The following is a 17,409-nucleotide window of genomic DNA, read 5'->3' on the forward strand; positions in this document are numbered from 1 at the left end:
TTCCGTGGCAGACCGCACAGCCCCGCTTCCCGTCGAGGAACTTCACGCCCTCGTGGCGAGCGGTGAGATCGACACTGTCGTCCTGGCGTTCCCCGATATGCAAGGGCGCCTGCAGGGCAAGCGGTTCGCCGCCCGCTTCTTCCTCGACGAGGTCCTGGAACACGGCACCGAGGGCTGCAACTACCTGCTCGCCGTCGACACCGAGATGAACACCGTCGACGGCTACGCGATGTCCTCCTGGGAGCGCGGTTACGGCGACTTCGCCATGCGTCCCGACCTCACCACCCTGCGCCGCATCCCCTGGCACCCCGGCACCGCCCTGCTCGTCGCCGACCTCGCGTGGGACGACGGCACCCCGGTCGTCGCCGCCCCGCGGCAGATCCTGCGCCGCCAGCTCGACCGGCTCGCCGAACTCGGCTACACCGCCCAGGTCGGCACCGAGCTGGAGTTCATCGTCTTCAAGGACAGCTACGAGCAGGCGTGGGACGCGGGGTACCGGGGGCTGACCCCGGCCAACCAGTACAACATCGACTACTCGATCCTCGGCACCGGCCGCATCGAGCCCCTGCTGCGCCGGCTGCGCAACGAGATGGCGGGCGCCGGCCTCACCGTCGAGTCCGCCAAGGGCGAGTGCAACCCCGGCCAGCACGAGATCGTCTTCCGCTACGACGAGGCCCTCACCACCTGCGACCAGCACGCCCTGTACAAGACGGGCGCCAAGGAGATCGCCGCCCAGGAGGGCGTCTCGATCACCTTCATGGCCAAGTACAACGAGCGCGAGGGCAACTCCTGCCACATCCACCTCTCGCTCACCGACGCCGACGGCACCAACGCCATGGCCGGGCCCGACGGGATGTCCGAGGTGATGCGGCACTTCCTCGCCGGACAGCTCGCCGCCCTGCGCGACTTCTCCCTGCTGTACGCCCCGAACATCAACTCGTACAAGCGGTTCCAGCAGGGCTCCTTCGCCCCCACCGCCGTCGCCTGGGGCCACGACAACCGCACCTGTGCCCTGCGCGTGGTCGGCCACGGCCGCTCCACGCGCTTCGAGAACCGGCTCCCGGGCGGCGACGTCAACCCCCACCTGGCGGTCGCCGGACTGGTCGCCGCGGGCCTGTACGGCATCGAGCACGAGCTCGAACTCCCCGAGCCCTGCCCCGGCAACGCCTACACCGCGGGCTTCGAGCACGTCCCCACCACCCTGCGCGAGGCCGCCGAGCTGTGGGAGAACAGCCCGATCGCCAAGGCCGCCTTCGGTGACGACGTCGTGGCCCACTACCGCAACATGGCCCGCGTCGAACTGGAGGCGTTCGACGCCGCGGTCACCGACTGGGAGCTGCGCCGCTCCTTCGAACGCCTGTGAGCACCCCCGCATCCCGCCGGTCCGCACGCCCCTGAAAGGTCGATCCGTGTCCGACTCAGACGAGTTGAAGGTCCTCAACCCCGCGACGGAAGAGGTCGTCGCCACCGTCCCCGCCGCCACCGCGGAGGACGTCGACGCCGCCGTCGTACGGGCCGCCCGCGCCCAGAGCCGATGGGCCGCGCTCGCGCCCGCCGACCGGGCCCGGCTGCTGCGCCGCTTCGCCGACACCGTCGACGCGCACATCGAGGAACTCGCCCGCCTGGAGGTCCGCGAGGCCGGGCACACCCTCGGCAACGCCCGCTGGGAGGCCGGCAACGCCCGCGACCTGCTCCAGTACGCGGCCGGCGGCGCCGAACGCCTGCTCGGCCGGCAGATCCCGGTACCCGGCGGCTGGAACGTCACCTTCCAGGAACCCCTGGGCGTCATCGGTGTGATCGCCCCCTGGAACTTCCCCATGCCGATCGCCGCCTGGGGCTCCTTCCCGGCGCTCGCCGCGGGCAACGCCGTCGTCCTCAAGCCCGCCGAGACCACCCCGCTCACCGCGCTGCGCCTGGCCGGACTCGCCCTGGAGGCGGGCCTGCCCGAGCACCTCTTCCAGGTGCTGCCGGGCCACGGCCACACGGCCGGACGCGCCCTGGTGGACCACCCGGACGTCGCCAAGATCGTGTTCACCGGGTCCACCCGCACCGGCCGCGAGATCATGGAGCGCTGCGCCCGGCTGGTCAAGCCGGTCACCCTGGAGCTCGGCGGCAAGAGCCCCAACGTCGTCTTCGCCGACGCCGACCTGAGGACCGCCCTCGACCCCTTCTCCTTCCTGGACAACTCGGGCCAGGACTGCTGCGCCCGCACCCGCATCCTCGTCCAGGAGGCCGTCCTCGACGAGGCGCGCGAGCTGCTCGCCGACGCGCTCGCCGCCGTGGTCGTGGGCGACCCGGCCGACGAGAAGACGCAGATGGGACCGCTGATCTCGGCGGCGCAGCGGGACCGCGTGCGGTCGTACGTCCCCGACGGTGCCCCCGCCCTGCGCGGCAGCGCCCCCGACGGGCCCGGCTTCTGGTTCCCGCCGACCGTCCTGACGGGGGAGCGGCACGACAGCCCGGCCGCCCGCGAGGAGGTCTTCGGACCCGTCGCCGTCCTGCTGCCCTTCAGCGACGAACAGGACGCGATCCGCCTCGCCAACGACACCCCCTACGGGCTGTCCGGCTCCGTCTGGACCCGCGACCTCGGCCGCGCGCTGCGCGTCAGCGGCGGCGTCCGCGCGGGCAACCTGTCCGTCAACTCCCATTCCAGCGTCCGCTATTGGACCCCGTTCGGCGGCTACAAGCAGTCCGGCCTCGGCCGGGAACTCGGCCCCGACGCCCTGACCGCCTTCACCGAAACCAAGAACGTCTTCATCAGCTCGGAGGGCCCCGCACAGTGACCGACAACAGTGTTTGCCGCCGCCTCGTCGGCCGTACCGCCGTCGTGACCGGAGCCGGCAGCGGCATCGGCCTCGCCACCGCCCGCCGCCTCGCCGCCGAGGGCGCCCACGTCGTCTGCGCGGACGTGGACGAGGTCCGCGGCAAGGCCGCCGCCGACGAGGTGGGCGGGCTCTTCGTCGAGGTCGACGTCACCGACCCGGAGCAGGTCGAGGCGCTGTTCAGGACGGCGTACGACACCTACGGCAGCGTCGACGTGGCCTTCAACAACGCGGGCATCTCCCCGCCCGACGACGACTCCATCCTGGAGACCGGCCTGGAGGCATGGAAGCGCGTCCAGGAGGTCAACCTCACCTCCGTGTACCTGTGCTGCAAGGCCGCGATCCCCTACATGCGGCGTCAGGGCAAGGGCTCCATCATCAACACCGCGTCCTTCGTGGCCCGGATGGGCGCGGCCACCTCGCAGATCTCGTACACCGCGTCCAAGGGCGGCGTCCTCGCGATGTCCCGCGAACTCGGCGTGCAGTTCGCCCGGGAGGGCATCCGGGTCAACGCGCTGTGCCCCGGGCCGGTCAACACCCCGCTGCTCCAGGAGCTGTTCGCCAAGGACCCGGAGCGGGCCGCGCGCCGGCTCGTGCACATCCCGGTGGGCCGGTTCGCCGAGGCCGAGGAGATCGCCGCCGCGGTCGCCTTCCTGGCCAGCGACGACTCCTCCTTCGTCAACGCCACCGACTTCCTGGTGGACGGGGGCATTTCGGGCGCGTACGTCACGCCCCAGTAGGCCCCGCGCGCGGAGTCCACGGGGCGCCCGGGTCCCCCGGAGTTCTCAGAGGAACGTGTGCCCCTCTCCCCGGTACGTGGGCACGGTCGCGGTCACCTCGTCGCCCTCGACGAGGTGCAGCGACGCGAACCGCTCGCACAGCTCGCCCGCCTTGGCGTGCCGGAACCACACCCGGTCGCCGACGAGCAGATCGTCGGCGGGCGAGCCGAGCAGCGGGGTCTGCACCTCGCCGGCCCCCTCCTGGGGGTCGTACGCCAGCCCGGTCGGCAGGTACGGCACCGGCAGCCGGTCGGGTCCCGCGGCACCGGAAGCCGGGTAGCCGCCGCCGAGCACGGTGACGACGCCCACGCCCGGCCGCCGTACCACCGGCAGCGCGAACAGCGCCGCCGGACGGCCGCTGAACGACGTGTAGTTGTCGAACAGCCGCGGCACGTACAGCCCGGAACCGGCCGCGATCTCGGTGACCGCGGCCTCGGCGGCGGTGTGCTGCACACTGCCGGTGCCGCCGCCGTTGACGAACTCCAGGTCCGGCGCCACGGCCCGTACCGCGCGCACGGCCGCGGCCCGCCGCTCGGCCAGCTCCCGCCGCGCGGCGGCCTGCATCAGCCGGATCGCCCGTGACCGCAGCGGCCGCCCGGCGACCGCGTCGCCGACTCCCGCTATGTGGCCCTCGTAGGCCATGAGACCCACGAGCCGGAAGCCGGGGCGCTCGGCCACCACCCGAGCGAGGTCCGCCAGTCGGCCCGGGGAGTGGAGCGGGGAGCGGCGGGCGCCGACCCGCACGCGTCCGCCGAACAGCTTCAGCGAGGTGTCCAACTCCAGGCATACGCGCACCACTTCACGTCCGCCGTCGCGGGCGGCGTCGATGAGGTCGAGCTGGGCGGGGTCGTCCGCCATCACGGTGACGGCGGCGGCGAGTGCGGGATCGGCGGTCAGCTCGGCGAAGCCCGACCGGTCGGCGGAGGGGTAGGCCAGCAGGATGTCGCCGAACCCCGAGCGCGCCAGCCACAGCGACTCGGCGAGCGTGAACGACATGATCCCCTGGAAGCCGTCCCTGGCCAGGACGCGCTCCAACAGGGCACGGCAGCGTACGGACTTGCTGGCGACCCGGATCGGTTTGCCGCCGGAGCGGCGGACCAGATCGGCCGCGTTGGCGTCGAAGGCATCCAGGTCCACGAGCGCCAGCGGCGCTTCGAGATGGGCGGTGGCCCGGTCGTACCGGGCCCGGTCGGCGGCACGAGCAGTCATGCCGGAAGCCTGCCAGAAGGGATTACCGCAGGGTAGAGGGATGTTCCGGGCAAGTGCCCCGGCCTCCCGTACTGGTTCCGCCCCGGCCCCCGACAACCCGTAGAGTGACGCGCACGTACGACGGACCCGCCCGGGATGCCGGTCCGGCCGTACGGGTACGAGGAGAGACGGCCCGGGTCGCGAGGAAACGGGGAACGCATGACCACGGAAGCACGCCACGCCTCCGTACCACCGGTTCCCTCCTCCTCGTCCGCCCCGCCCGCGGGCGCGAGTCGGGGCGCGGGCAAGGGCGTCCCGGGCACGGCGGGACCGACCGGTGCGGGGAGCGTGGACGACGCGCGGACCACCGGCGCCGGGCGCCGCACCGCGCGGAGCGCCGACGTGCCGCCGGGGGCGGACCCCGACGACGAGCCGTCCGTCTTCACCCCGCGCGTCCCGTCCGACGGCAACGGCTCCTCCGGCGCCCCCCGGGGCCGTACTCCCCGCCGCGTCCCCGTCCCCGAAGCGACCGGCCCGGTGAGCCCGCCACCGCCCCCGGCCTCGGCACGCTTCCCGGACGCGCCACCGCGCGGTGCCGGTGCGCGCGGGCGGCGTCCCGGCCGTACGGAAGGGGCGGGTGCGGGCGTTCCCGCTCGCACCGAGGGCACGGGGGCGGCGGCTCCCGCGCAGGCCGACGGCGGCGGCGCGGCCGGTTCGGCGCCGCCGGCCCAGGGGCCGGGCCGGCAGTCGCGGTGGCCGGAAGTGTCCGCGGAGGTCCCCGCCGAGACGACGACTCCTCTTCGTCCGGTCCCCGCGACCGCGAACGCGCGGGGTGCCGGTGCCGGTTCGGGTTCCGGTGGTGCTGGTTCGGGCGGGGCGGGTCGGGAGTCGTGGCGGGCGGACAGGCCCGCGGGGTTCGCTTCCGAGGCGACGGCCCCTGCGCGTCCGGTCCTTGGGGCCGCCGATGCGCAGGGCGCCGGTCCCACGGGGTCCGGTCCGCAGCGGTGGCCGGAAGTGTCCGCGGAGGTCCCCGTCGAGACGACGACTCCTCTTCGTCCGGTCCCCGCGACCGCGAACGCGCGGGGTGCCGGTGCCGGTTCGGGTTCCGGTGGTGCTGGTTCGGGCGGGGCGGGTCGGGAGTCGTGGCGGGCGGACAGGCCCGCGGGGTTCGCTTCCGAGGCGACGGCCCCTGCGCGTCCGGTCCTTGGGGCCGCCGATGCGCAGGGCGCCGGTCCCACGGGGTCCGGTCCGCGGTCGCGGCGGCCGGAAGCACCCGCGGAGACCCCCTCCGAGACCACGACCCGGCTCCGTCCCGTGCCGCCAGCCGCGGACGCGCGGGGCGCAGGTTCCGACCGCGGGCCCGTGCCCGGTCGCCCCGGGTCCGGTCCCGGCCGGACCGCCACACCGTCCGGCGGGCCGCATGACACGACCCCGTCCGTCCCCGGGCCCGCCCACCCCCCGCGCTCCAGCCGGCCCGCCACCCCGTGGAACACCCCCGCGCCCTCCGGGCACGGCGCCGCGCGGCCCTTCGTGATGTTCGGGGAGTCCGATCTGTTCCGGGAACGCAGGCGGGGGCGGGCTGTGGTCGCCGGGGTCTGTCTGGTGCTCGGACTCGGGCTCATCGGTGGGGCCGTGGCCGGGAGTTGGATCGCCGGGGAGCACGGGGACGGCGGCCCGCAGGGGTTCGCCGCGGCCGTGCCGGCATGGCACAGCGTGCCCGTCGACCAGCTGTTCCCGCCCGTGGTGCGGGGCGCCGGGGACGGGCCCGGCGGGGCGGACCGGACGTGGACGCGGGTGGCCGTCGCCCCGGACAGCGGGTGCGCCGACGCGTTCGACCCGCTGCTGGAGAAGGTGCTCGCCGGCGTCGGCTGCCGACGGCTCCTGCGCGCGACCTACACGGACGCCACCCAGAGCTATGTGACCACCGTCGGGCTGCTGTTCACCAGGGCCGACCCCGCCGCCATGTCCGCGCTCGCCACCCGCTTCCGCACCCAGCACCTCGCCGAACGCCCCGACCTGATGCCCCGTCCGTACGCCGCCGAGAACACCCTCGCGGCCGGGTTCGGCGACGACCAGCGCGCCACCTGGACCATCTCCGTGCGCACCGACACCCCCGTCGTCGTGTACGCCGTCTCCGGCTGGGCCGACGGCCGCGGTGTCGACACACCCCAGCCCGCCGCCGACGCCGTACGCTCCGGCGCCACCACCCCGCAGGCCCAGTCCGGCCTCGGCAACGAGGCCCGGGGACTGTCCGAACAGATCGAACGGCGGTTGCGTCAGACCGTCGGTGAGTCCGCCACGAAGAGACCCTCATGAAGCGTGCCTCCGGGGCCGCGGTGAGCGCCCTGCTCGCCGGCGCCCTCGCCCTGCTGCCGTCCGCCGCCGCGCACGCCGACGGCATCCGCGCCCAGCAGTGGGGCCTGTCCGCCCTCCGCCTCGACCGGGCCTGGCGCACCACCAAGGGGCAGGGCGTCACCGTCGCCGTCCTGGACACCGGCGTCCAGGAGGACCACCCCGACCTCGTCGGCAACGTGCTGCCCGCCAAGGACATGATCGGCTTCGGCGCCCGGCCCGGCGACCGCACCTGGGGACGGCACGGCACCGCGATGGCCGGCATCATCGCCGGACACGGTCACGGACCCGGCGGCTCCGACGGCGTCATGGGCGTCGCCCCCGAGGCGAGGATCCTGCCCGTGCGGGTGATCCTTGAGGACAGCGACCCCGCCCGCGCCAGGGCCCGCACCACGCGCGGCACCGCCCTCGCCGACGGCATCCGCTGGGCCGCCGACCACGGTGCCGACGTCATCAACCTCTCCCTCGGCGACGACTCCGCCTCCGCCCACCCCGAAGCCGGCGAGGACGAGGCCGTGCAGTACGCCCTGAAGAAGGGCGTGGTCGTCGTCGCCTCCGCGGGCAACGGCGGCGACAAAGGCGACCACGTTTCCTACCCGGCCGCCTACCCCGGCGTGCTCGTCGCCACCGCCGTCGACCGCTACGGCACCCGCGCCTCCTTCTCCACCCGCCGCTGGTACGCCGCGGTCAGCGCGCCCGGCGTCGACGTCGTCATCGCCGACCCCGACCACAAGTACTACGAGGGCTGGGGCACCTCGGCCGCCTCCGCGTTCGTCTCCGGCGTGGCCGCGCTGATCAAGTCCGCCCACCCCGGGCTGAGCCCGGCCCGGATCAAGACGCTCCTGGAGGACACGGCCGACGACCCGCCGGCCGGCGGACGCGACGACTCCCGCGGCTTCGGGACGGTCGACCCGGTGGCGGCCCTGAAGGCGGCCGACCGCCTCGAACCGGAGAAGCGGGCCCCGGCGTCGTACCCCCGGAAGTACTTCGGCCCCGGCCCGGACGCCCCCAGGGCCACCGGCTCCACCTCCGACTGGGCGGCCCCCCTCGCGGGCGGCGCCGGCGGAGTGCTGCTGGTCGCGGGCGTGATCCTGTGGCGCGGGCGCAGGCAGCCCTTCTGACAGGCAGCCCTTCCGAGGGGAGCGCCGGGCCGCCGCTCCACCCGGCCGTATCCCCCGATAGGGTCGGTGACCGTGGCGAACAAGAACATCCCCGACCCCGGCTACTCCGACGACGACGGCTCCGCAGACCCCCGGCTCGGCGCCGCGCTCGCCGCGTGGGCCGAGGACCGCACCGCCGTCGGCCCGGTGCTGGCGGCGCTGAAGGGCGCCCGGCTGCTGGTGCCGGTGGTCGCCGTCCTGGGCGAGGTGGAAGAGGACGAGAACGGACTGCGCCGCGAGAAGACCAGCGACATGGCCGTACCGACCCTGAAGGCCGGGAACCGCACCGCGCTGCCCGCCTTCACCTCCACCGACTCCCTCGCCCGCTGGGACCCCGCGGCCCGCCCGGTCGCCGTACCCCTGCACCAGGCGCTCCAGGCCGCGGCGCACGAGAAGGCCGACACGGTCGTGCTGGACCTCGCCGGACCGGTGCCGTTCGAGCTGACCGGGCCCGCGCTGCTCGCCCTCGCCGAGGGCCGCACCAGCACCGACCCGCTCGCCGACCCGGCCGTGACCGGGGCCGTGCGTGCGGCGGTGGCGGCCGAGCCCGCCGTGCGGCGCGCCCACCTGGTCCCCGGTCAGGCCGACGGCACCCTCGCCCTCGTCCTCGACCCGTCGGCCGCCACCGCCGAGACCGCCCGCGCGATCGCCGGCCGGCTCGCCGCCGACGAAACACTGAGGGCCCGCCTGGTGCGCGGCCTCGACCTGGCACTGCTGCCGGCCGGGACGACGCCTCCGGGCGAGCCCCTGTACGTGAGGGAATAGGTCAGCCGTAGACCGGGCCGGTGTACTTCTCGCCCGGACCCTGGCCCGGCTCGTCCGGCACGATCGAGGCCTCGCGGAAGGCAAGCTGGAGCGACTTCAGGCCGTCGCGCAGCGGGGCCGCGTGGAAGGAGCTGATCTCGGTCGCGCCGCCGTCCAGCAGGCCGGCGAGGGCGGTGATCAGCTTGCGGGCCTCGTCCAGGTCCTTGAACTTGTCGCCCTCCTCGCTGAGCCCGAGCTTCACGGCCGCGGCGCTCATCAGGTTGACGGCGACCGTCACGATCACCTCGACGGCGGGGACCTCGGCGATATCGCGGGTCATCGCGTCGAAGTCGGGGTTCTCGGCAGGGGTCTCACTCATGCCCCACACCCTAAGCGGCCCGTCGCGCTCCCGGTGACGCCCGCCCGATTAGCCCTTGTCAAGCCACCCTGCTAATCTGGTGGGCGACCGGCCGGACGTAGGTATGTACCTTTCGCTCGGCCCACAAGTGGAGGCTCCGATCTCCCACCCGATCCGTCCCCCGGGACGGCGGGTCTCCGGTCAGGCGGCCGCCATCGTTCCGTACGGACGATGGAGCCGCCCGATTCGCGCCCCGCGTTCACCGCGGCGGTGCTCCGGTAGTCAGGAGCCCCGCCTGTGATCGTCCGGGGCATTTTTTCTGCTTCGGCGCGGTTGGTCTGACGAAAACAGACGTTACGCGGCAGTCCGCCAGGCCGTCGCGTGGTGCTACCGAGGAGGATCCATCAGCGCCGAGCCCCGCATCAACGACCGGATTCGCGTTCCCGAGGTGCGACTTGTCGGTCCCAGTGGCGAGCAGGTCGGCATCGTGCCGCTTGCGAAGGCACTGGAGCTTGCGCAGGAGTACGACCTGGACCTGGTCGAGGTCGCGGCGAACGCCCGTCCGCCCGTGTGCAAGCTCATGGACTACGGGAAGTTCAAGTACGAGTCGGCCATGAAGGCCCGTGAGGCGCGCAAGAACCAGGCGCACACGGTCATCAAGGAGATGAAGCTCCGGCCGAAGATCGACCCGCACGACTATGACACCAAGAAGGGTCACGTCGTCCGGTTCCTCAAGCAGGGCGACAAGGTCAAGATCACGATCATGTTCCGTGGTCGCGAGCAGTCCCGGCCCGAGCTGGGCTATCGACTGCTGCAGCGCCTCGCGGAGGACGTCCAGGACCTCGGCTTCGTGGAGTCGAACCCGAAGCAGGACGGCCGCAACATGATCATGGTCCTCGGTCCGCACAAGAAGAAGACCGAGGCGATGGCCGAGGCCCGTCAGGCGCAGGAGGCCCGCAAGGCCGACGCGAAGGCGAACCCCGGCAAGTCGCAGAACCCCGCTGAGGCCGAGGCGCCTTCCGAGGAGCCTGCCGAGGCGTGATCCCGGGGAGCCCCAGGGCTCCCGAGGATGTAACCGAAACAAGAGCGACGCTCCACCGTGCCCGGTTTTCGTGACCGGGCACCGGAGCGCCACCGACGAGGAGAGAACGGCGCTATGCCGAAGAACAAGTCGCACAGCGGTGCCAGCAAGCGCTTCAAGGTCACCGGCTCCGGCAAGGTGCTCCGCGAGCGCGCCGGCAAGCGCCACCTGCTTGAGCACAAGTCGTCCCGCGTGACGCGTCGCCTCACCGGCAACGCCGAGATGGCCCCGGGCGACGCCGCGAAGATCAAGAAGCTTCTCGGCAAGTGACGCCGCGGCGCCCTGTGAGCGCCGTGCGTCTGGACCGGGACCCAATCGTTTCCGGGTCGTGTGAGGACACCCACGACCCCGCTACAAGGAGTTAACAAGTGGCACGCGTCAAGCGGGCAGTCAACGCCCACAAGAAGCGCCGGGCGATCCTGGAGCAGGCCTCCGGCTACCGCGGTCAGCGTTCGCGCCTGTACCGCAAGGCCAAGGAGCAGGTCACCCACTCGCTGGTCTACAACTACAACGACCGCAAGAAGCGCAAGGGCGACTTCCGTCAGCTGTGGATCCAGCGCATCAACGCCGCTGCCCGCGCCAACGGCATGACCTACAACCGCTTCATCCAGGGTCTGAAGGCCGCGAACGTCGAGGTCGACCGCAAGATCCTGGCCGAGCTGGCCGTCAACGACGCGAACGCGTTCGCCGCGCTCGTCGAGGTCGCGCAGAAGGCGCTGCCGTCGGACGTCAACGCGCCCAAGGCCGCGTGACGCTGCGCCGGCTTCAGCCGAAGTAACACCGGGACCCGCAGGCTGTATGGCTTGCGGGTCCTGTCGTTGGGCCGCCGGTCGGTGTGCGGCCGCGGGTCCGCCGTGGTCGCTCGCGCGGTTCCCCGCACCCCTGACGGGGCGCGGCACCGCGCCGGCGTCGTCAAGAAGACTCTCCCGAAAGCGAAGAAGAGCATGGCCCCCGTCAGCCCCGAGCTGATCTCTCCCCGTTCCGCCCGTGTCGCCGCCGCACGGCGGCTCGCCAAGCGGAATTTCCGGGGGAAGGACCGGCTGTTCCTCGCGGAGGGGCCGCAGGCCGTGCGGGAGGCGGCGGCGCACGAGGACGGCGGGCGGGCGACGCTCGTCGAGCTGTTCGCCACGGTCGAGGCCGCGGAGCGGTACGCCGACATCGTCGGTGAGGCCCGTGCCGTCGGCGCCCGGGTGCATCTCGCCTCCGAGGAGGTCGTCGCCGACATCTCGACCACGGTCACCCCGCAGGGCCTCGTCGGCGTCTGCCGGTTCGTGGACACCCCGTTCGAGGACATCCTCGCCGCCCGCCCCCGGCTGGTCGCCGTGCTCGCGCACGTGCGCGACCCCGGCAACGCGGGCACCGTGCTGCGCTGCGCCGACGCCGCGGGCGCCGAGGCCGTCGTCCTCACCGACGCCTCCGTGGACCTGTACAACCCCAAGGCCGTACGCGCCTCCGTCGGCTCCCTGTTCCACCTCCCGGTCGCCGTCGGCGTCCCCGTGGAGCAGGCCATCGAGCGGCTCAAGGCCGCCGGCGTGCGCATCCTCGCCGCCGACGGCGCGGGCGACCGCGACCTGGACGAGGAACTGGACAAGGGCACCATGGGCGGCCCCACCGCCTGGGTGTTCGGCAACGAGGCCTGGGGGCTGCCGGAGGAGACCCGCGCCCTCGCCGACGCCGTGGTGCGCGTGCCCATCCACGGCAAGGCCGAGAGCCTGAACCTCGCCACGGCCGCCGCCGTGTGCCTGTACGCCTCCGCCCGGGCGCAGCGCGCCCGCGGAGGGTGCCGTTCCGTCACCCAGAGCTAGTAGGGTGGCCAGCTCGGGGCCCTGCGCCGTATGAGAGGTGGGGTACGGGGATGAGTGTGGCCGGCACGAGCACCGGGCCGGAGGGACGGGACGCGCGCGGCGCCGCCGCGTCCGGGTGCACCGCGGACGACTGCCGCGGACTCCATCCCGACCAGCTCCCCGACGGACTGGTGGTCGCCGACGAGCGGGGACGCGTCGTCGGGTTCAACGCGGCAGCGGAGCGCATCACCGCCCTGCCCGCCGCCGAGGCCCTCGGTCAGCCGCTGGAGAAGGCGCTGCCGTTAGAGGACCTGGAGGGGCGCCGCTGGTGGCAGCTCACCGACCCCTACGGGGGCCTCTCCACAAGGACCCGGCAGCCGGAGCGCAACCTGCTGCTGCCCGGCGGCCGCGAGGTGCTCGTCACCGCCCGGTACGTCCGCGCCGCGCCCCTCGGCCCCGTGCGGCGCCTGGTCGTCGGCCTGAGGGACACCGAGGCCCGCCGCCGCACCGAGCGCAGCCACGCCGAGCTGATCGCCACCGTCGCCCATGAACTGCGCTCCCCGCTGACCTCCGTCAAAGGGTTCACGGCCACCCTGCTCGCCAAATGGGAACGCTTCACCGACGACCAGAAGCGGCTGATGCTGGAGACCGTCGACGCCGACGCCGACCGGGTCACCCGGCTCATCGCCGAGCTGCTGGACATCTCCCGGATCGACTCGGGGCGCCTGGAGGTGCGCAGGCAGCCCGTCGACATAGGGGCCGCCGTCTCCCGCCACATCCAGGCGTACGTCGCCGCGGGCCAGAGCGCCGGACGCTTCCTGCTGCGCATCGAGCAGCCGCTGCCCGACCTGTGGGCCGACCCCGACAAGATCGACCAGGTGCTCAGCAACCTGCTGGAAAATGCCGTGCGGCACGGCGACGGAACCGTCACCATTGACATCACACCCACGGTGTCCCCCCGCGAGGGCGAGGAGGCCGGCACGTCGGTCACGGTGAGCGACGAGGGGCCCGGCATCCCGGAGGAGTCCATGAACCGCGTCTTCACCCGCTTCTGGCGGGGCAGCAAGCGCGGTGGCACCGGACTCGGGCTGTACATCGTCAAGGGAATCGTCGAGGCCCACGGCGGCACCATCACGGTCGGCCGCGCCCGCGGCGGCGGCGCCGAGTTCCGATTTACGTTGCCCGTGTGCGCCCCGGCGTATCTCGCCTAGCGGCCCACGGGCTCTTCGTCACGCTCCACCCCGTTAGACTCGGCCTTTGGCACCTTTGTGTCCTTGACGCGGCCCTCGCGAGTCGGTGACGGGCACCATCCGCCTGGGGGCACCTCCCAGCATGAGCTGGGGGACAATCGGAAGTACGGGAAGAGATGTCGGCACCCAATAAGTCGTACGACCCTGTCGAGGTCGAGGCGTTGAAACCGGAAGAGATCGAGCGCATGCGGGACAAGGCGCTCGCCGCCTTCGCCGCCGCGGACTCCCTCGACGCGCTCCACGAGGCCAAGGTCGCCCACACCGGCCCTGCGTCCCCGCTGTCCCTCGCCAACCGCGAGATCGGCGCCCTGCCCCCGCACGCCAAGGCCGAGGCCGGCAAGCGCGTCGGCATGGCCCGCGGCGCCGTCACCAAGGCGCTCGCCGCCCGCCAGACCGAGCTGGAGGCCGAGCGCGACGCCCGGGTGCTGGTCGAGGAGGACGTCGACGTCTCGCTGCCGTACGACCGCGTCCCCGCCGGTGCCCGCCACCCGCTGACCACGCTGTCGGAGCGCATCGAGGACATCTTCGTGGCCATGGGCTACGAGGTCGCCGAGGGCCCCCAGGCCGAGGCCGAGTGGTTCAACTTCGACGCCCTGAACATCGGCCCGGACCACCCGGCCCGCGGCGAGGCCGACACCTTCTTCGTGCAGGGCCCGGACGGCGGCGCCGAGTCGGGTGTGGTCATGCGCACCCACACCTCGCCCGTGCAGATCCGCTCGCTGCTCGGCCGTGAGCTGCCGGTCTACGTGATCTGCCCCGGCCGCGTCTACCGCACCGACGAGCTGGACGCCACGCACACGCCCGTCTTCCACCAGGTCGAACTGCTCGCCGTGGACGAGGGCCTGACCATGGCCGACCTCAAGGGCACCCTGGACCACATGGTCCAGTCGCTGTTCGGCGAGGGCATGAAGACCCGGCTGCGGCCGAACTTCTTCCCCTTCACCGAGCCGAGCGCCGAGATGGACATGCTCTGCTACGTGTGCAAGGGCGACTCCGTCGGCAACCCCGACCGCCCGTGCCGCACCTGCTCCAGCGAGGGCTGGATCGAGCTGGGCGGCTGCGGCATGGTCAACCCGCGGGTGCTCACCGCCTGCGGCGTCGACCCGGAGAAGTACAGCGGCTTCGCCTTCGGGTTCGGCATCGAGCGGATGCTGATGTTCCGCCACAACGTCGAAGACATGCGAGACATGGTCGAGGGTGACGTCCGGTTCACCCGGCCCTTCGGGATGGAGATCTGATGCGGGTCCCGCTTTCTTGGCTGCGGGAGTACGTCGACCTGCCGGCCACCGAGACCGGCCGTGACGTCCAGGCCAAGCTCATTTCGGCCGGTCTGGAGGTCGAGACCGTCGAACAGCTCGGCGCCGACCTCAAGGGCCCCCTGGTCGTCGGCCAGGTGCTGACCATCGAGGAGCTGGAGGGCTTCAAGAAGCCGATCCGCTTCTGCACGGTCGACGTCGGCCAGGCCAACGGCACCGGCGAGCCCCAGGAGATCGTCTGCGGCGCCCGCAACTTCGCGGTCGGCGACAAGGTCGTCGTGGTGCTCCCCGGCGCCACCCTGCCCGGTGGGTTCTCCATCGCCGCCCGCAAGACCTACGGCAAGGTCTCGCACGGCATGATCTGCTCCAGCGACGAGCTGGGCATGGGCGAGGACAACACCCACGGCATCATCGTGCTGCCGCCGGAGACCGAGGTCGGCAAGGACGCCATCGAGCTCCTGGAGCTGGTGGACGAGGTCCTGGACATCGCCGTCACCGCCAACCGCGGCGACTGCCTGTCCATCCGCGGCGTCGCCCGCGAGACCGCCATCGCCTACGGCCTGCCGCTGCGCGACCCCGCCCTGATCGACGTGCCGGCGCCGAACGCGTACGGCTACCCGGTCCGGGTCTCCGACCCGTTCGGCTGCGACCGCTTCACCGCGCGCACCGTCACCGGTCTGCGCCCCGAGGCCCGCTCCCCGCTCTGGCTCCAGCGGCGGATCCAGAAGGTCGGCATGCGCCCGATCTCGCTCGCCGTCGACGTCACGAACTACGTGATGATGGAGCTGGGCCAGCCGCTGCACGCCTACGACCGGGGGCTGGTCCAGGGCACGATCGGGGTGCGCCGCGCCGAGGAGGGCGAGAAGCTCGTCACCCTCGACGGCGTCGAGCGCAAGCTGCACGCCGAGGACCTGGTCATCACGGACGACCGGGGCCCGATCGGCCTGGCCGGCGTGATGGGCGGTGCCAACACCGAGATCGCCGACCACGGCGAGGACGCGGAGAACGCGACCACCGACGTGGTGATCGAGGCGGCCCACTTCGACGCGGTCTCCATCGCGCGCACGGCCCGCCGCCACAAGCTGATGTCCGAGGCCTCCCGCCGCTTCGAGCGCGGGGTGGACCCGGCGGCCGCGGCCGCCGCCGCGCAGCGCACCGTGGACCTGCTGGTGCTGCTCGCGGGCGGCACCGCCGAGGCGGGCGTCACCGAGGTCATCGCGCCCTCCGCGCCGCGCACCATCACCGTCCCGGCGGACCACCCGGACAAGGTCGCGGGCGTCGGCTACGGCCGTGAGACCGTCGTGCGCCGCCTCCAGGAGGTCGGCTGCGACGTCTACGGGCAGGACGAGCTGATCGTGACCGTGCCGTCCTGGCGGCCCGACCTCACCGACCCGAACGACCTGGCCGAAGAGGTCATCCGCCTGGAGGGCTACGAGAACCTGCCCTCCACGCTGCCCAAGCCCCCGGCGGGCCGCGGCCTGACCGGCCGCCAGCGGCTGCACCGCCGCATCGGCCGCGCGCTGGCCGGCGCCGGCTACGTCGAGGCGCTGAACTACCCGTTCGTCGGCGAGCAGGTCTTCGACCAGCTCGGCCTGGACGCCGGTGACCCGGCACGCCGGGTGGTGAAGCTGGTCAACCCGCTCAGCGACGAGGAGCCCGCGCTCCGTACCACGCTGCTGCCGGGCCTGCTGGGTGCGCTGCGCCGCAACAACGGCCGCGGCGGGCACGACCTGGCCCTGTTCGAGACCGGGCTGGTCTTCCACCCGCGCGAGCAGCGGCGTCCCGCCACGCATCTGCCGGTCGACCGCCGGCCCACCGACGAGGAGATCGCGGAGCTGAACGCCGCGCTGCCCGAGCAGCCGCGGCACGCCGCCGTCGTCCTCACGGGCGCCCGCGAGCAGGCCGGCTGGTGGGGCAAGGGCCGCCCGGCCGACTGGGCCGACGCGGTCGAGGCCGCGCGTACCGTGGCCCGCGAGGCCGGCGCCGACCTCGTCGTCCGCAAGGGCCAGTACGGCCCCTGGCACCCGGGCCGCTGCGCCGAGCTGGTCGTCGTGGCCGACGGCGGCGAGCGGGTCGTGGGCCACGCGGGCGAGCTGCACCCGCGCGTCGTGAAGGCGCTGGGCCTGCCGGAGCGCACCTGCGCGATGGAGCTGGACCTGGACGCCCTGGAGGAGGCCGGCGACGGCATCCCGATGGCGCCGAGCATCTCGTCCTTCCCGGTCGCCACGCAGGACGTCGCCCTCGTGGTCGACAAGCCGGTGCCGGCGGCCGAGGTCGAGGCCGCGCTGCGCGCCGGTGCCGGTGAACTCCTGGAGTCCATCCGGCTGTTCGACGTCTACGAGAACGCCGAGCAGCTGGGCGAGGGCCGCAAGTCGCTCGCCTACGCGCTGCGCTTCCGCGCCCCCGACCGGACGCTGACGGTGGACGAGGCGTCGGCGGCCCGGGACGCGGCCGTCGCCCTGGCGGGCGAGCGCACCGGAGCCGTACTGCGCGGCTGACCGCCGTATCACGAGGGCGCGCCCGGCCACGGACCTCCGTGGCCGGGCGCGCCTTCGCCTGGCACGCGGTGCGTCCGACCTCCCGTCACCTGCCGCATAAATGCACTCCCACCTGCGCTTTCTCACTCGTTCGAGTG

The 17,409-nt window shown here is 73.3% G+C and carries 15 protein-coding genes; 13 read left to right on the forward strand and 2 right to left on the reverse strand.

Features of this window, described 5'->3' with window-relative positions:
- The first annotated feature begins 4 nt into the window (after positions 1-4).
- From ACWDD7_RS12140 to ACWDD7_RS12150, 3 genes are read left to right on the forward strand one after another with little or no spacing between them, the layout of a single operon-like run.
- A complete protein-coding gene (locus tag ACWDD7_RS12140) occupies positions 5-1,363 on the forward strand; it encodes a glutamine synthetase family protein (protein WP_450457287.1) in 1,359 nt (452 codons plus the stop codon).
- 46 nt (positions 1,364-1,409) lie between these two features.
- Positions 1,410-2,783, forward strand: a complete 1,374-nt coding sequence (locus ACWDD7_RS12145; protein ID WP_351877467.1) for an aldehyde dehydrogenase family protein — start codon at positions 1,410-1,412, stop codon at positions 2,781-2,783.
- The gene (locus ACWDD7_RS12150) at positions 2,780-3,562 is read left to right on the forward strand and encodes a 3-oxoacyl-ACP reductase (protein WP_351877469.1); all 783 of its coding nucleotides are present in this window, start codon (positions 2,780-2,782) and stop codon (positions 3,560-3,562) included. The genes ACWDD7_RS12145 and ACWDD7_RS12150 overlap by 4 nt, the downstream gene beginning before the upstream one ends.
- Positions 3,563-3,607: 45 nt before the next feature.
- Here the strand turns inward: ACWDD7_RS12150 and ACWDD7_RS12155 are convergent, their stop codons facing one another.
- On the reverse strand, positions 3,608-4,810 hold the full coding sequence (locus ACWDD7_RS12155; RefSeq protein WP_450457288.1) for an amino acid deaminase/aldolase: 1,203 nt from the start codon (positions 4,808-4,810) through the stop codon (positions 3,608-3,610).
- A 1,512-nt stretch (positions 4,811-6,322) separates the two neighbouring features.
- Between ACWDD7_RS12155 and ACWDD7_RS12160 the strand changes: the two genes are divergently transcribed.
- The 3 genes from ACWDD7_RS12160 to ACWDD7_RS12170 all read left to right on the forward strand — a co-directional run bounded on the left by ACWDD7_RS12160 (position 6,323) and on the right by ACWDD7_RS12170 (position 9,066).
- The gene (locus ACWDD7_RS12160) at positions 6,323-7,105 is read left to right on the forward strand and encodes a hypothetical protein (RefSeq protein WP_351877473.1); all 783 of its coding nucleotides are present in this window, start codon (positions 6,323-6,325) and stop codon (positions 7,103-7,105) included.
- Positions 7,102-8,262, forward strand: a complete 1,161-nt coding sequence (gene mycP / locus ACWDD7_RS12165) for a type VII secretion-associated serine protease mycosin (RefSeq protein ID WP_351877475.1) — start codon at positions 7,102-7,104, stop codon at positions 8,260-8,262. Before ACWDD7_RS12160 ends, mycP begins: the two co-directional genes overlap by 4 nt.
- Before the next feature lie 72 nt (positions 8,263-8,334).
- On the forward strand, positions 8,335-9,066 hold the full coding sequence (locus ACWDD7_RS12170; protein ID WP_450457289.1) for an SseB family protein: 732 nt from the start codon (positions 8,335-8,337) through the stop codon (positions 9,064-9,066).
- Between the two features lies 1 nt (position 9,067).
- Here the strand turns inward: ACWDD7_RS12170 and ACWDD7_RS12175 are convergent, their stop codons facing one another.
- On the reverse strand, positions 9,068-9,424 hold the full coding sequence (locus ACWDD7_RS12175) for a DUF1844 domain-containing protein (RefSeq protein ID WP_046423594.1): 357 nt from the start codon (positions 9,422-9,424) through the stop codon (positions 9,068-9,070).
- A 382-nt stretch (positions 9,425-9,806) separates the two neighbouring features.
- On the opposite strand from ACWDD7_RS12175, the gene infC reads away from it, so the two are divergent.
- The 7 genes from infC (at position 9,807) to pheT (ending at position 17,272) form a co-directional block, all read left to right on the forward strand.
- The gene (gene infC, locus ACWDD7_RS12180; RefSeq protein WP_106981816.1) at positions 9,807-10,445 is read left to right on the forward strand and encodes a translation initiation factor IF-3; all 639 of its coding nucleotides are present in this window, start codon (positions 9,807-9,809) and stop codon (positions 10,443-10,445) included.
- Positions 10,446-10,559: 114 nt separating this feature from the next.
- Positions 10,560-10,754 (forward strand): 50S ribosomal protein L35, encoded by a 195-nt coding sequence (rpmI, locus tag ACWDD7_RS12185; RefSeq protein ID WP_004933563.1) that lies wholly within the window; start codon positions 10,560-10,562, stop codon positions 10,752-10,754.
- 98 nt (positions 10,755-10,852) lie between these two features.
- Positions 10,853-11,236, forward strand: a complete 384-nt coding sequence (gene rplT / locus ACWDD7_RS12190; protein WP_030381833.1) for a 50S ribosomal protein L20 — start codon at positions 10,853-10,855, stop codon at positions 11,234-11,236.
- A gap of 192 nt (positions 11,237-11,428) precedes the next feature.
- Complete coding sequence (locus ACWDD7_RS12195) at positions 11,429-12,289, forward strand: TrmH family RNA methyltransferase (protein WP_351877480.1); 861 nt, start codon at positions 11,429-11,431, stop codon at positions 12,287-12,289.
- Positions 12,290-12,339: 50 nt separating this feature from the next.
- Positions 12,340-13,479 (forward strand): sensor histidine kinase, encoded by a 1,140-nt coding sequence (locus ACWDD7_RS12200; RefSeq protein ID WP_450457290.1) that lies wholly within the window; start codon positions 12,340-12,342, stop codon positions 13,477-13,479.
- A gap of 155 nt (positions 13,480-13,634) precedes the next feature.
- Complete coding sequence (gene pheS / locus ACWDD7_RS12205) at positions 13,635-14,756, forward strand: phenylalanine--tRNA ligase subunit alpha (protein ID WP_351877484.1); 1,122 nt, start codon at positions 13,635-13,637, stop codon at positions 14,754-14,756.
- Positions 14,756-17,272 carry a phenylalanine--tRNA ligase subunit beta gene (pheT, locus tag ACWDD7_RS12210; protein WP_450457291.1) on the forward strand — a complete coding sequence of 839 codons (2,517 nt, stop codon included), beginning with the start codon at positions 14,756-14,758 and terminating at the stop codon, positions 17,270-17,272. The genes pheS and pheT overlap by 1 nt, the downstream gene beginning before the upstream one ends.
- The last annotated feature ends 137 nt before the right edge of the window (positions 17,273-17,409 follow it).

This window comes from Streptomyces sp. NPDC001056 (assembly GCF_053598955.1).